The 14725-nt window shown below is 56.4% G+C and carries 13 protein-coding genes; 9 read left to right on the top strand and 4 right to left on the bottom strand.

The genetic code is table 11. The features are described from left to right. Positions 1 to 69: 69 nt before the first annotated feature. The 3 genes from ACTF5M_RS02085 to ACTF5M_RS02075 all read left to right on the top strand — a co-directional run bounded on the left by ACTF5M_RS02085 (position 70) and on the right by ACTF5M_RS02075 (position 4969). Positions 70 to 2355 carry an NADP-dependent malic enzyme gene (locus tag ACTF5M_RS02085; protein WP_438959449.1) on the top strand — a complete coding sequence of 762 codons (2286 nt, stop codon included), beginning with the start codon at positions 70 to 72 and terminating at the stop codon, positions 2353 to 2355. Positions 2356 to 2551: 196 nt separating this feature from the next. Then, on the top strand, positions 2552 to 4441 hold the full coding sequence (locus tag ACTF5M_RS02080; protein WP_438959448.1) for a propionyl-CoA synthetase: 1890 nt from the start codon (positions 2552 to 2554) through the stop codon (positions 4439 to 4441). A 30-nt stretch (positions 4442 to 4471) separates the two neighbouring features. After that, positions 4472 to 4969 (top strand): CIA30 family protein, encoded by a 498-nt coding sequence (locus tag ACTF5M_RS02075; RefSeq protein WP_438959447.1) that lies wholly within the window; start codon positions 4472 to 4474, stop codon positions 4967 to 4969. A gap of 8 nt (positions 4970 to 4977) precedes the next feature. On the opposite strand, the gene ACTF5M_RS02070 is transcribed toward ACTF5M_RS02075, so the two are convergent. Next, positions 4978 to 5541 (bottom strand): hypothetical protein, encoded by a 564-nt coding sequence (locus ACTF5M_RS02070; RefSeq protein ID WP_438959446.1) that lies wholly within the window; start codon positions 5539 to 5541, stop codon positions 4978 to 4980. Next, a complete protein-coding gene (locus tag ACTF5M_RS02065) occupies positions 5538 to 6305 on the bottom strand; it encodes an NAD kinase (protein WP_438959445.1) in 768 nt (255 codons plus the stop codon). Before ACTF5M_RS02065 ends, ACTF5M_RS02070 begins: the two co-directional genes overlap by 4 nt. Positions 6306 to 6503: 198 nt before the next feature. Between ACTF5M_RS02065 and glyA the strand changes: the two genes are divergently transcribed. After that, entirely contained in the window at positions 6504 to 7799 is a 1296-nt protein-coding gene (gene glyA / locus ACTF5M_RS02060; RefSeq protein WP_438959444.1) for a serine hydroxymethyltransferase, read from the top strand. A 25-nt stretch (positions 7800 to 7824) separates the two neighbouring features. Here the strand turns inward: glyA and ACTF5M_RS02055 are convergent, their stop codons facing one another. Next, positions 7825 to 8196: a hypothetical protein gene (locus ACTF5M_RS02055; protein ID WP_438959443.1), complete on the bottom strand. Its 372-nt coding sequence runs from the start codon at positions 8194 to 8196 to the stop codon at positions 7825 to 7827. 16 nt (positions 8197 to 8212) lie between these two features. Here ACTF5M_RS02055 and ACTF5M_RS02050 point away from each other — a divergent pair, with 16 nt between their 5' ends. Next, positions 8213 to 8953, top strand: a complete 741-nt coding sequence (locus ACTF5M_RS02050) for an alpha/beta fold hydrolase (protein WP_438959442.1) — start codon at positions 8213 to 8215, stop codon at positions 8951 to 8953. A gap of 28 nt (positions 8954 to 8981) precedes the next feature. Here ACTF5M_RS02050 and ACTF5M_RS02045 read toward each other — a convergent pair whose 3' ends face one another. Beyond that, positions 8982 to 10142, bottom strand: coding sequence for a DUF4147 domain-containing protein (locus ACTF5M_RS02045; RefSeq protein ID WP_438959441.1), 1161 nt, complete (start codon positions 10140 to 10142; stop codon positions 8982 to 8984). A 356-nt stretch (positions 10143 to 10498) separates the two neighbouring features. Between ACTF5M_RS02045 and ACTF5M_RS02040 the strand changes: the two genes are divergently transcribed. The 4 genes from ACTF5M_RS02040 to ACTF5M_RS02025 all read left to right on the top strand — a co-directional run bounded on the left by ACTF5M_RS02040 (position 10499) and on the right by ACTF5M_RS02025 (position 14502). After that, a complete protein-coding gene (locus ACTF5M_RS02040) occupies positions 10499 to 10678 on the top strand; it encodes a hypothetical protein (protein WP_438959440.1) in 180 nt (59 codons plus the stop codon). 71 nt (positions 10679 to 10749) lie between these two features. Further along, positions 10750 to 11376 (top strand): nucleoside/nucleotide kinase family protein, encoded by a 627-nt coding sequence (locus ACTF5M_RS02035; RefSeq protein WP_438959439.1) that lies wholly within the window; start codon positions 10750 to 10752, stop codon positions 11374 to 11376. A 156-nt stretch (positions 11377 to 11532) separates the two neighbouring features. Beyond that, positions 11533 to 13722: an NADP-dependent isocitrate dehydrogenase gene (locus ACTF5M_RS02030; RefSeq protein ID WP_438959438.1), complete on the top strand. Its 2190-nt coding sequence runs from the start codon at positions 11533 to 11535 to the stop codon at positions 13720 to 13722. A 204-nt stretch (positions 13723 to 13926) separates the two neighbouring features. Next, positions 13927 to 14502: a hypothetical protein gene (locus tag ACTF5M_RS02025; protein ID WP_438959437.1), complete on the top strand. Its 576-nt coding sequence runs from the start codon at positions 13927 to 13929 to the stop codon at positions 14500 to 14502. Positions 14503 to 14725: the final 223 nt, after the last annotated feature.

Below are 14725 nucleotides of genomic sequence, written 5' to 3'. Positions count from 1 at the left end.
GAAAATATTGTCATTGGCAGGTCATGAAAAAAGTAGTTTAACGTTAAACAAATACCTTGGGAGGGCATTATGACAGACAATTCCAACCGTGATCCACAGGCATTGCGTCAAGCAGCGTTGGACTATCACCGCCACCCCAAGCCCGGAAAGCTGGAAATTCGCGCCACCAAGCCGCTGGCCAACGGACGTGATTTGGCGCGCGCATATTCGCCCGGCGTGGCCGAAGCCTGCATCGAGATCACCAAAGACGCCGAGGCGGCACAAGAATACACATCACGCGGCAATCTTGTGGCGGTTGTCACAAATGGCTCTGCGGTTTTGGGCCTTGGTAACATCGGCGCACTTGCCTCAAAACCCGTGATGGAGGGCAAGGCGGTCCTGTTCAAAAAATTCGCCAACATCGATTGTTTTGACATTGAGTTGAACGAGCCAGACCCCGAAAAACTTGCGGATATTGTCTGCGCGCTTGAGCCGACGTTTGGCGCGATTAACCTTGAGGACATCAAGGCGCCTGATTGTTTTATCGTCGAAAAGCTGTGCCGCGAGCGGATGAACATCCCTGTTTTCCACGACGATCAGCACGGCACAGCCATTGTTGTGGGGGCCGCCGCGACAAACGCGCTGCACCTTGCCGGTAAGAAGTTTGAGGACATCAAGATCGTCTCTACCGGTGGCGGTGCTGCGGGCATTGCCTGTCTGAACATGCTGCTGAAACTGGGCGTGAAACGCGAAAACGTGTGGCTGTGCGACATCGAAGGACTGGTTTACGAAGGCCGCACCAGCGAGATGACCGATCAGAAGGCCGAGTACGCACAGGCCAGTGATCTGCGCACGCTTGATGAGGTGATCGACGGCGCGGATATGTTCCTTGGGCTGTCGGGCGCGGGCGTTTTGAAACCCGAGATGGTCGCCAAGATGAGTGATCAGCCGATTATTTTTGCGCTGGCCAACCCCAACCCCGAGATTGATCCAGAGGCCGCGCGCGCCGTGGCCCCGAACGCGTTGATTGCGACGGGCCGGTCGGATTTCCCCAACCAAGTCAACAACGTGCTGTGTTTCCCGTTCATCTTCCGCGGTGCGCTGGACGTGGGTGCGACCGAGATCAACGATGCGATGCAGCTGGCTTGTATCGACGGAATTGCCCAACTTGCCCGCGCCACCACAAGCGCCGAGGCCGCCGAGGCCTACCGCGGGGAGCAGCTGACGTTCGGGCCGGACTACCTTATTCCCAAGCCGTTTGATCCGCGCCTGATGGGTGTTGTGGCCTCGTCCGTGGCGCGTGCTGCCATGGAAAGCGGCGTGGCCAAGCGTCCGCTTGCGGATGTGGATCAGTACCACGCGGACCTTGATACATCTGTGTTCAAATCAGCGCTTATAATGCGCCCCGTTTTCCAAGCGGCCAGCACAGCGACACGCCGGATCGTATTTGCCGAAGGTGAGGACGAGCGCGTGTTGCGCACGGCACAAGCGCTGCTTGAGGAAACTACCGAGACACCCATTCTGATTGGCCGTCCTGATGTGATTGGACGGCGGTGCGAGCGTGCGGGTCTGAAAATTCGCCCCGAAGATTTGGAGATCGTGAACCCGAACCGCGACGATCGTTACCGCGATTACGTGCAGACCTATCACGAGTTGATGGCACGTTCTGGTGTAACCCCTGATTTGGCCCGCGCGATTATGCGTACCAACACCACTGCCATTGGATCCGTGATGGTGCATCGCGGCGAGGCTGACAGTATGATTTGCGGCACGTTTGGTCAGTATTTGTGGCACCTGAACTATGTGGAGCAGGTGCTTGGCTCGGACGATTTGAAGCCTGCGGGCGCGCTGTCACTGATGATTTTGGAGGATGGCCCGCTCTTTATTGCGGATACGCACATCCACGCGATGCCCACGCCCGATCAAGTTGCCCAAACCGTGATCAGTGCTGCGCGCCACGTGCGCCGCTTTGGGATTGAGCCAAAAATTGCGCTGTGTTCAGGTTCAGAATTTGGCAACCTTGATAGCCAATCTGGACGCACGATGCGCGATGCGCTTCAGGTTCTTGACGGGTTTGGACTTGATTTCCAATACGAAGGCGAAATGCACACGGACAGTGCTCTCGACCCTGATTTACGCGGTCGCGTCTTTCCGCAATCGCGTTTGCAGGGGCAGGCCAATGTGTTGATCTACGCCAACACTGATGCGGCCGGTGCCACCCGAAACATCCTGAAATCCAAAGCCGGCGGGCTTGAAGTTGGGCCAATTCTGATGGGCATGGGCAACCGTGCGCACATCGTCACGCCGTCAATCACGGCGCGCGGATTGCTCAACATCTCTGCTTTGGCAGGCACCCCTGTGACCCACTACGGCTAGGGGCGGCAGGCGCTTCATCCCCTAAGGCTGAGGGCTAAATCTGCGCAGTAGCATGATTATTTCGTGCTGTTTGCGCAAACGGTCTCTTGCCAGCACCGCGGTGCATACGCTTAATGCGCGCGACCAATTCTGCGCGGTCTCGTTTCGGTGAGACTACTGCGCGGGAACGATGGTGCATCTGAGAGGACCCTGACCGATGAGCTATGCCAACACTTACGCCGCGTGGCGCAATGACCCCGAAGCATTCTGGATGGGCGCTGCCCAACAGATCGCATGGGACCGCGCCCCAACCAAAGCGCTGTTTGCCGAAAACGCGCCGATGTATGAGTGGTTCAGCGACGGTTTAGTGAACACCTGCTACAACGCCGTTGACCGCCACGTGGACGCAGGGCGCGGCGATCAGGCGGCAATCATTTACGACAGCCCCGTCACAGGCAGCCAGCGTACTTTGACGTATTCCCAGTTGCGCGACGAAGTTGCCGGTTTTGCAGGCGGTCTGGCAGCCCAAGGCGTGGGCAAAGGCGACCGCGTTTTGATTTACATGCCCATGGTCGCCGAAGCGATTGTGGCGATGTTGGCATGTGGACGCATTGGGGCGATCCACTCGGTGGTGTTTGGCGGTTTTGCAGCCCACGAGCTGGCCGTGCGCATTGATGACGCCCAGCCCAAATGCATCGTGGCGGCGTCATGTGGCATCGAAGGCAGCAAGACAATCGCTTATAAGCCATTGCTTGATACGGCCATCGACAGTGCCACCCACAAGCCAGAAACCTGCGTGATTTTGCAGCGCGAGCAGCTGAGCTGCGATCTGGGGCCACGCGATCTGGATTGGCATGCGTTTCAACAAGGCACCCAGCCTGCCGCGTGTCTTCCCGTTGAAGGCAACCACCCCGCCTATATCCTGTACACCAGCGGCACGACCGGCGCGCCCAAAGGCGTTGTGCGTCACACAGGCGGGCATTTGGTGGCAATGAACTGGACCATGAAAAACGTCTATGACGTTGAGCCAGGCGATGTGTTTTGGGCCGCTTCAGATGTGGGTTGGGTCGTGGGACACAGCTATATTTGCTACGCGCCATTGATCCACGGCAACACCACCATCGTGTTTGAAGGCAAGCCCGTTGGCACCCCTGATGCGGGCACTTTCTGGCGCGTGATGTCAGAGCACAACGTCAAGGTGTTCTTTACCGCCCCGACCGCGTTCCGTGCCGTAAAACGCGAGGACCCAGAAGGTAAGCTTTTTGCAAATTACGACCTGCCCCATCTGAAATCGATTTTCTTGGCAGGTGAGCGCGCAGACCCCGACACGATCAAATGGCTTGGTAACATGACCGGCCTGCCGGTGATCGACCACTGGTGGCAAACCGAAACCGGCTACGCCATTGCGGGCAACCCGATGGGTATTGAGCCGCTCCCTGTCAAAATCGGTTCTCCCACCGTACCGATGCCCGGCTATGACGTGCAAATCCTTGATGACAGCGGCCACCCGCTGCCTGCCGGTGAGTTGGGTGCGATCACCATCAAACTGCCCCTGCCGCCTGGCTGTCTGCCAACCCTTTGGAACGCCGAAGACCGGTTCAAAAGCAGCTATCTTGAGGCCTTCCCGGGGTATTACGAGACAGGCGATTCGGGCATGATTGATGAGGACGGCTATGTCTACATCATGGCGCGCACGGATGACGTGATTAACGTGGCAGGTCACCGCCTAAGCACAGGTGCGATGGAAGAAGTCTTAGCCGCCCAAAAAGACGTTGCCGAATGCGCCGTGATCGGCGTGAACGACGCACTAAAAGGTCAGTTGCCGTTGGGCTTTTTGTGCCTGAACGCAGGCGTGGACCGTGACCCGAGCGAGATTGTCGCCGACGTGATCGCAGATGTCCGCGGCCAAATCGGGCCTGTTGCGGCGTTTAAACTGGCGGTGGTAGTTGACCGATTGCCCAAGACACGGTCAGGCAAAATCCTGCGCGGCGTCATGGCCAAAATTGCGGATAGCGCGCCCTATAAAGAGCCCGCGACCATCGATGATCCGGCGATCCTTGATGAAATTAAGGCGGCACTTCAGACACTTGGCTACGCGAAAAGCTAAGCGGTTGCGCAAGGCCGCACTGGACTTCTGATGCCAAGCACCCACTTTAAGGGCATGGTAATTGATGACTTTTCGAGCTTGGATTTATGGCGCTTTGTCACCGACGGGGTGATGGGTGGTGTCTCAGATGGCACCATGACACGCGGTCGCGAGGGGGGCGTTGATTACGTTCGCCTGCGTGGTGACGTCAGCACAGAAAACAACGGCGGGTTCATTCAAATCCGCCGTGATATGCCGCCCTTGCCGCCCGAAGCGCAGGTGCTGACCCTGCGGGTCCGGGGCAACCGCACGTCCTATTTCGCCAACCTGCGTACGACGGATGCAAAACGCCCGTGGCACAGTTACCGCGCGGAATTTCAGACTACGAACGAATGGCGTGATATCAGTTTGCCTCTGGCCGATTTCACCCCTGCGGGACGGGGCTTTGATGTCCCACTCAATACCCAAAATATCCGCGCCATTGGCATCATCGCCTATGGCCGCGATTACACAGCAGATGTCAGCGTGTCACAGATCGGCTGGCGGTAGCGCAGCAGCTACCGCGCGGTTAGACCATGCAGAGATTTGGGTTCCGCAAAATAGCTAAGGACGAACGCAGGTTGGCCACGAATGATTTCTCCGTCTGGTGTTACAGACAGGCCAACCAGCACCCCGCCCCGTTCAAAAAACGCAATGCAGCTTGGGCCAAAGGCGCGGGCCGTTTGCAAAAACAACTCTGCCAAATTTGCGTTATCCTGCGCGGTCAATTGATCGCCCGTGACTTTTGCGGTGGTGCTTTTGCCGTCCGTGCACAGCCGCGCGCCCTCAGGCCGAAGGGTGTCGGTAACGGTCATCACCGCCCCAAGGTCCGCATCAAGAATAAAGGTGGATCGCGCTTGAACCGTGCCGTCACCGCGCGGTTGATACCTTGAAATCATCTCGCAGCTATCGGTCTCAAGGTCGTAGTTTGCACACTCAAACGGGGTGGCAGCGGTGCGCGTCAACAGCTCTTGAAAGCCGATCCGGTCTTGCGGGCCAACGCGCAAACTGCACGCTGTCAGCAGCGCAGATGCAAACAGCAAACCCGCAACAACAGCCGCGCGGCGCAGCGGCTGGATCATACGAATTGTTCCTGAATGAGCCGTTCTTCCAAGCCGTGTCCGGGATCAAACAGAATGCGGTGCGCAATCGAAGGGTCTGAGTAGATTTCCACGCTGGCCACATTGTTCACACTTCGGCTGTCTGCATCGGCCATCACGGGGCGCTTGGCAGGGTCGACCACCTCAAAGCGGACCTTGGCCGTCTTCGGCAAAAGCGCACCGCGCCAGCGCCGCGGCCGGAACGCCGCCATCGCCGTCAGGGCCAAAACATCCGAACCGATTGGCAAAATCGGACCGTGAGCCGAGTAGTTGTACGCCGTTGAGCCCGCAGGCGTCGAGACAAGCGCCCCGTCACACACCAGTTCTTTCATGCGCAGTTTGTCGTCCACATAAATCCGAAGTTTGGCCGCTTGCGGACCTGCACGCAGCAGGGATACCTCGTTGATTGCCAATGCCTCGTGGACCGTGCCGTCAACGGTTTTTGCAATCATCGACAGCGGGTTGATGACCTCTTCTTCGGCCGCAGCAAGGCGAAACGGCAAATCATCCGCGTGATATTCGTTCATCAAAAAGCCAACAGTGCCGCGGTTCATGCCGTAAACGGGCGTATCGAGGTGCTGGGTCGCGTGCAAAGTTTGCAGCATAAAACCGTCGCCGCCCAAGGCCACAATCACTTCGGCCTGTCCCAGATCCGCATTGCCATACCGCGCGCTTAACACCTCCAACGCGCTCTGCGCGGTCTGCGTATCGCTTGCCGCAAAGGCGATTTTGGGAAGCTGCCCCATGGGAGTTTTCCTTTAGGTTCATGCACGTTGCGTAAAGACATCGCCTGTGCCGATGTGAAACGCAAGCCGCCTATGGCGACCTTTCGTCACCGCTTTCATTACCATTATGACGGAAACGGGCCTTTTTCCGATAGGAAACATACGCTAACTTAGCGCCAAACCGCCCGCGCGCGGTGCTTAACCCAAAAGGATGCTGCCATGAACGCCCCACACCGTGATGATGGATTTTTCACAGAAACCCTCGAGACACGCGATCCGGCTCTCTATGCTGCGATGCAGGCCGAGCTTGGCCGCCAGCGCAACGAGATCGAGCTGATCGCCTCTGAAAACATCGTGTCTGCAGCGGTGATGGAAGCTCAAGGCGGCGTGATGACCAACAAATACGCCGAAGGCTATTCAGGCCGCCGCTACTACGGTGGGTGCCAGCACGTGGACGTGGCAGAAAACTTGGCAATTGAGCGCGCCAAAGAGCTGTTCGGCTGCGGATTTGCAAACGTCCAGCCCAACTCAGGCTCACAGGCGAACCAAGGTGTGTTTCAGGCGTTGCTTGCACCGGGTGCGACTATTTTAGGGATGTCGCTGGACGCTGGTGGTCACTTGACCCACGGCGCGCGCCCGAACCAATCAGGCAAGTGGTTCAACGCCGTTCAGTACGGTGTGCGCAAAGAAGACAATCTGCTGGACTACGATGAAGTCCAGCGCCTTGCGACCGAGCATAACCCCGACATGATCATCGCTGGTGGCTCTGCCATTCCACGGGTCATTGATTTTGCCCGCATGCGTGAAATCGCGGACAGCGTCGGCGCGTATCTGTTGGTGGACATGGCGCACTTTGCAGGACTGGTTGCGACGGGTCTGTACCCCTCGCCGTTCCCACACGCGCACGCCGCCACAACGACCACACACAAAACATTGCGCGGCCCACGCGGCGGCATGATCCTGACCAACGACGAGGCTTTGGCCAAAAAGTTCAACTCTGCGATCTTTCCCGGCATCCAAGGCGGCCCACTGATGCACGTCATCGCTGGTAAAGCCGTGGCATTTGGCGAGGCCCTGCGCCCCGAATTCCAAAGCTACCAATCCCAAGTGATCAAGAACGCCCAAGCGTTGGCAGATCAACTCATCAAAGGTGGGTTGGACATTATCACCGGTGGCACCGACACGCACCTGATGCTGGTCGACCTGCGTCCCAAAGGCGTTAAAGGCAACACCACAGAAGAGGCACTTGAGCGCGCTCATATCACCTGCAACAAAAATGGCATTCCGTTTGACCCAGAAAAGCCGATGGTCACATCCGGTCTGCGTTTGGGCACACCTGCGGGCACAACGCGCGGCTTTACCGAAATTGAATTCCGCCAAGTGGGTGACCTGATTGTTGAGGTCGTGAACGGTCTAGCAGCAAACGGACCAGACGGAAACGGGGGCGTGGAAAAAGCAGTTGCGGCAAAAGTCGAAGCACTTTGCGCACAGTTCCCGATTTACCCGAACCTGTGATCAAAGCCTGTGGCGCGGAGCCAATCTAAACATTGCCGCGCCACACCAGCAGCCCCACAAAGGCAGCACCGGTGATCAAAAGCGCAAACGTTACGCGCCCCAAAATAACAAGAACAAAACCCATGCGCCGGTCGCGTGGGTTTATTTCGCTTAGATAAAAACACACCTCGGAATGCGCGCGCAGCACTGCCGCGGGATCGATTTTTTTTGCCAGTTGCGGGTGCTCTGCCACCGTCGCCGCGTGAGCCAGCAACCGCCCTTTTGCGCGGACCCGCCGGGGAAGCACCGCCCCGCTGCGTCCAAGCTGATCGCCTAGAGTTTTGCCGCGCACAGACAGTTTCTCGCGCAGCAAGGATGCGACTTCGTCTGCTTTGTGCTGGATATCTTGGGGGGTCATGGGGTATCCGAATACTATGTTACACCACCTCGTATACGGCGACGAAACCGCCCTTCCAACGCTTTTCATCGGGCACGGCTTGTTCGGCTCTGCGCGCAACTGGAACGTCATTGCCAAGCGTCTGTCAGACAGCCGCCGCGTTGTTGTGATTGATCAGCGCAACCACGGTGAAAGTGCGCACACAGCAACACACAGCTATCCGGAAATGGCCGCTGATTTGGCTGAAGTGATTACCGAGTTTGGTGGCAAGGGCGACGTGGTCGGCCACTCCATGGGCGGAAAGGCTGCGATGGTTATGGCCTTGCAGTATCCTGCCCTAGTGAACCGCCTTTTGGTCGCCGACATCGCGCCCGTGACATACACGCACACGCAGATGGATGTGCTGAACGCCGCACGGGCCACAGACTTGAACGTGGATAGCCGCTCGGCGCTAAATATTCCGATCGACGACAAAGCCGTTGCCGCATTTCTTGCGCAAAGCGTTGATGTAAAGGCGCAAAAATGGCTGCTGAACCTTGATACGCTGGCGGTTGAGATGGACAAGATCATCGGGTTTCCGCAAACAGAAGGGACGTTCACCGGACCCACATTGTTCTTAAGCGGCGCCAATAGTGACTATGTCACGCCAGCCCATCGCCCCGCCATCAAAGAGCTTTTTTCAGACGCAAAATTCGCCAAACTACCGGATGCAGGGCATTGGCTACACGCCGAAAAGCCGCGCGAGTTTGAGGCAACCGTCCGCTATTTCATGGACTGACAGGATGGATATCGCGCTCTAACGCTCCCTAGCCTACGTCTGTAGTTTTACGGTGCACGATCACAAGATCCATCACATTTGTCCCCGTGGGACCCGTGACCAATTGATCACCAGTGGTGCGGAAAAACGCGCCTGAGTTCGCCAAGCAGATCGCCTCTTCCGCTCCATCAGCCGCGCCAAAACTGTGACCATCCACAATCGCGCCAGCACCGGCACTTACCCCGTCCGAACCATCAGTGCCCGCGACCAGAATACTCAGGTCACTTCGTCCAGAAATGCGGCGCGCAAGTTCAAGCGCAAGGCCTTGGTTCCGCCCGCCCTCGCCTGGGTTATCGGGCAGTTGGACCGTAGGCTCGCCGCCAAAGATGTAAACCCCCGCAGGGACTGCACCGCTGTCCACGGTCGCCAGAATATCGCCTGCGACATCATTGATATCACCATAAAGCGTTTCCGCATTGTGGTGCACTTGCATCCCCAAAGTCGTGGCCTGTGCCGCAGCAGCATCCCGCGCCACTGCGTTTGACCCAACTATATGGCAGCCATAACGCAGCGTGCCGCCACCATACGCACCAATGCCTGAGCCAATCACATCAATCCCGTCACCTTGCACATCGGAAATGGCCAGCACGTCCGCCCACCGTCCGGCAAATGCCGCCAAAAGTTTACCGCCTTTGATGCGCGAATGGGCGATACGTTCTGCGTTAATTTGGCCGATGGTGCTGCCGTTTGAGAGCGCAATTTTCGTCCGCTCCATGAGGCTTTCCAAACTCATCCCGCTTGGCAACGCTTCGACCAACGCAGACGCGCCGCCGGACACCAGCATCAACAAACGGCTATCAGGGGCGCAGTCTTGGACAAAAGTCAAAGCCGCCTGCCCCGCAGCGATTGACCGCGCGCAGGGCATCGGATGCGAGGCTTCGCGTATCTCAACATGCGGCAGATTAGGTGCACCGTCCGCGTGGCCATCCTTTGTAATAATCAAAGCGGGTGTAGAGGCGCGCACATTCTCAGGCAGGCCCATATACATCGCATAGGCGGCCTTGCCCACGGCAAGAATGCGGTCTGGCGCCTGCGTAAAACGCTGCGCAAAAGCACGCGCAACCGCGGGCTCACCCTTCACTGCATCTACGCCTGCTTCAAAAAGGCGGCGCAGTGCATCGCGTGTGTTTGTGCTATCAAAACTGTTCATCTCCAAAGCTTACCGAGCGTGTAAAGCGCGCGCAATTCGCATCGCAAAATATATACTTGATGGGCGTGACCTTCGCCAGAAACGCGGCCCCGACGTACAAAGATGTGTTGACCTTTCGCCCCACAGCACCAAACCGTACCGCAGGCCCCCGATTTGAGATGACGCCCATCCTTAGCACACAAAATGCCACGCCCATTTCGCCGCTTTGTTTTGGCTGCATGCAGTTTGGTGGCACCGCCGATGAAGCCAACAGACGAGCGTTATGCAGCCCGCTACAGTCAGGAATGGATGTATCAAACCGCTGCTGATCTTGCGGCCCTTGCAGAAGAAATGGGGCATGCCCAGCCAGTCTGGCCGTGGCATGGGGCGCACATCACCGCGGCGTCACAGCACCCATCATCAGCGCCCGAAACGCCGAACAAATCGCACCTTCGCTTGCCGCCCTTGAGATTTCTCTAAGCGGCGAAGACTACGTACGCATTGCCGCCCTGTCGCCCACACCAGCGCCAGCGACCGACAGGCTTGAAGAAGCTTAGACTGGCTTCTCAACAGCTACTGCACGCGCTAAACTGCTGATGCAAAACGCAGACACTAGGCAAATCAAACAGTGGACAAAACCGCAGATTATTTCACTAAAATCGTAGCTAAGCGGGCAATTGGGCTGAGCGACTCTCGAAATATTATCGCAATTTCTGGCCCTCCTGCTTCGGGAAAATCGACCGTTGCGGAGGCTCTGGTTGCATCGCTGACCACCATGGGAAAAACGGCGACTTTGGTGCCGATGGATGGTTTTCATTTGGATAACCCGGTACTTGAAAAGGCGGGTACTTTGGCGCGCAAAGGGGCCCCTGAGACGTTCGATGCGGATGGCTTTGTGCATCTCATTTCGCAGATCGCAAACCGCACAGAAACAGTTTACGCGCCAGTTTTTGATCGGTCCCGCGATATCGCCGTTGCGGGTGCTCAACTGATCCCGAAGCATGCCGAGTTTGTGATTGTTGAGGGCAATTATCTGATGCTGAACGCAGCACCTTGGGACCAATTGCGGCAGTTCTGGACTCTAAGCGTAACGATTTCAGCCCCGATGGACGTACTTGAAAAGCGGCTGATGGAGCGGTGGGCGAATTATGACATCGCCCCCGATGAGGCCCGCGCCAAAGTGCAGGACAACGACATGAGGAACGCCAAAATGGTTATGCAAAATAGTGCGCCAAGCGATCTGATACTGGGCTGACACGCTGATACGGCGCGCGCTTGCGCAGGATTAGGGCTTAATTTCGCAAAAACTTGTCAAAACACTCGATTATTTTGACCGTATACAACGGCATACTGTCGACGCGCGCTGATTCATCCGCTAAGGAAATGACAAATCACACTCGCGAGGTTTCTCATGTCAGACATTATCTACACAACAGTGGACGAAGCGCCCGAACTTGCGTCCGCATCTTTCCTGCCGATCATCCAGAAATTTGCAAAGGCCGCAGGCGTATCTGTCGGCACAAAGGATATCAGCCTCGCAGGTCGTATTTTGGCAACGTTCCCAGAGCACCTCAGCGAAGAGCAACGCCAGTCAGACGATTTGGCTGAACTTGGCCGTTTGGTAAAAACCCCCGATGCCAACGTAATCAAGCTGCCAAACATCTCGGCATCCGTGCCGCAACTGGTCGCGGCGGTGAAAGAGTTGCAATCCCAGGGCTATGCCCTGCCCGATTATCCAGAAACACCAAGCACGCCCGAAGAAATTGCGGTTCGCGCAAAATATGACGGTATCAAAGGGTCTGCGGTGAACCCCGTTTTGCGCGAAGGCAACTCAGATCGTCGTGCGGCCAAAGCGGTTAAAGCATTCGCCCAAAACAACCCCCACCGGATGGGCGAGTGGACCGCAGACAGCAAAACGCGCGTCGCTGCGATGAGCGGTGGTGACTTCTTCTCAAACGAAGTTTCAACAACCCTAAGCGCTGATGCGGATGTGAAGATTGTGCTTGAGACTGCGTCTGGTGAAACGGTCCTGAAAGACGGCCTGTCCTTTCCTAAAGGCACCGTGGTTGATGCAACCTTCATGAGTGCGCGCGCGCTTGATGCGTTTCTTGCGGATGAGATCGCAAAGACAAAAGCCGAAGGCACATTGTTCTCGTTGCACATGAAAGCAACGATGATGAAGGTGTCTGACCCGATCATCTTTGGTCACGCGGTGAAGGCGTTCTTGGCGCCCGTTTTTGAAAAGCACGGGTCCGCAATGGCCGAGCTTGGCGTGAACCCAAACTCTGGCTTGGGTGACTTGTTGGCCTGCGTCAAAGACCAGCCGGCCATTATGGCTGACATTGATGCGTGCATGGCTGACCGTCCCCCAATGTATATGGTCGATTCCGATAAAGGCATCACGAACTTGCACGTGCCTTCTGATGTCATCATCGATGCATCCATGCCCGCCTTGATCCGCGCTGGCGGCAAAGGCTGGGGTCCTGATGGCGCTGAAAGCGACGCAAACTGCGTGATCCCCGATAACTCGTATGCGCCAGTTTACGACGAAACGATCAAGTTCTTTAAGGCCAACGGCAAGCTGAACCCAGCTACGGCTGGCACAGTGCAAAACATTGGCCTAATGGCTCAAAAAGCCGAGGAATACGGCTCACACCCCACCACTTTTGAAATTCCTGAAGCGGGCACGGTAAAAATGGTACTGGCCGACGGCACTGTGCTGCACAGCCACGCGGTTGAAGCGGGTGACATCTGGCGTTCTGCATCTGCGCGCCAAGCGCCAATCGAGGATTGGGTGAACCTGGCCATCGACCGTCAAAAGGCCGAAGGCTGTGAGGCGATTTTCTGGTTGGACGAAAGCCGCGCACACGACGCTGAGCTGATCGCTTATGTGAAACTAATCCTTGAGGCCCGCGGCCTCAGCGACATGTTCAAAATCATGGCACCACGCGAAGCAACACGCGCATCGCTCGAAACCATCACCGCAGGCCGTAACAGCATCGCCATCACCGGCAACGTGCTGCGCGACTACCTGACGGACTTGTTCCCGATCCTTGAATTAGCAACCTCTGCCAAAATGCTGTCGATCGTGAAACTGATGAACGGTGGCGGCCTGTTTGAAACCGGTGCGGGCGGCTCTGCTCCCAAGCACGTTCAACAGCTGATGGAGCAAAACCATCTACGTTGGGATAGCCTTGGGGAATTCTGCGCATTGGGTGAAAGCCTGCAGTTCCTTGCGGATGCAAAGGGCAACGAAAAGGCCCGCGTTTTGGGTCAAGCCGTTGATGCAGCGACCCAAGGCATCTTGGATAACGACCGCTCACCTTCGCGCAAAGTAGGCGAGCCGGATAACCGCGATAGCCATTACTGGTTTGCCCGTTACTGGGCCGAAGCACTGGCAGCACAAGACGCAGACGCGGATCTTGCAGCACATTTTGCACCAATTGCAGAAGCCCTGCGTGAGAACGAAGCACAGATCGTTGCAGAAATCGCAGCAGCCCAAGGAAGCCCTGCGGACCTTGGTGGTTACTTCCACACGGACCCTGCAAAAACAGCAACTGTCATGCGCGCTTCAGCGGCCCTGAACAGCATCATCGGCTAATAAGGCAAATTAAGTATGCAGAACCGCGCGCTCCGCATTGGGGCGCGCGGTTTTTTTACGCCTATCCAGCATGTATCCCACCCTCAACTTTCCGTGCAGACCACTGTATTCGTACCTGCGACACTTACGTCAGTACGTAAAGTTTTAATTTGACATCACTCCGCTCAAACCTCTATCGGGCCAAAACGCGATAGGAGAAATGTCATGCGCAGTATCGGTCTAAAGGCTGAAATTGAGGCCGTGTTCGTTGTTACCCTTGCCTATGTCACATTGTTTGCTGTAACCTTTTTGTTCGTTATGCCCGTCCAAGGTGCGTATTTTCATTGGTTGCCAATGAACATCAGCCTTTTGTTTTTGCCCCATGGCGTCCGGCTGTTGTCCATCTATCTTTTCGGATGGAAGGCGTTGTTCTACCTGCTGCCTGGCCACATAATTACGTGGGCATATCAATCGTTTGTGCTGGGAAGTGAGCAGGATATTTTCTCTTCTATTGTCTCAATTACGGCTAGCTTTTTCGCCGTTTGTCTGGTGTTCCGCTCATGGACACGTCACAGCGAGAGTGAGCTGCGTTCTCATTGGCAACTGATTTTGATTGCCGGCGCACTTGCGTCAATTGGTAACGGGTTGGGGCACGCCTTCATCTATGGCGGCCAGCTTGATGTGGCATGGCTGACCTTGGCGGGGGGCTATCTTGTTGGGGATGTCACGGGGCTATTTATCTTGCTCATGGCCCTGATTTTCGTCTCGCGGTGGTACCGTATATGGTCAACTAAAGTTTGACGGTGTGAAAACCGAATCTTGCGTGTGTAAAAAACAGTGTCATAGTTCTCCGCACTCACAGACCAGAATACTTGCAAAAAAGTCTGGCGCTTAACAACGGGAACAAAGACATGAAAAAAACACTACTTGCGACAGCATTTGTAGGACTTGGCCTGCCTACGGCCGCTATGGCCGATTGCGGCGAAGTCTCCATTGCTGAAATGAACTGGGCCTCTGGCCAGAT

Origin of the sequence: Nereida sp. (assembly GCF_965655635.1) — a bacterium.
GTDB lineage: Bacteria > Pseudomonadota > Alphaproteobacteria > Rhodobacterales > Rhodobacteraceae > Nereida.
Note: the sequence above shows the minus strand (reverse complement) of the source record. Positions and strands in the feature narration are given on the sequence as shown.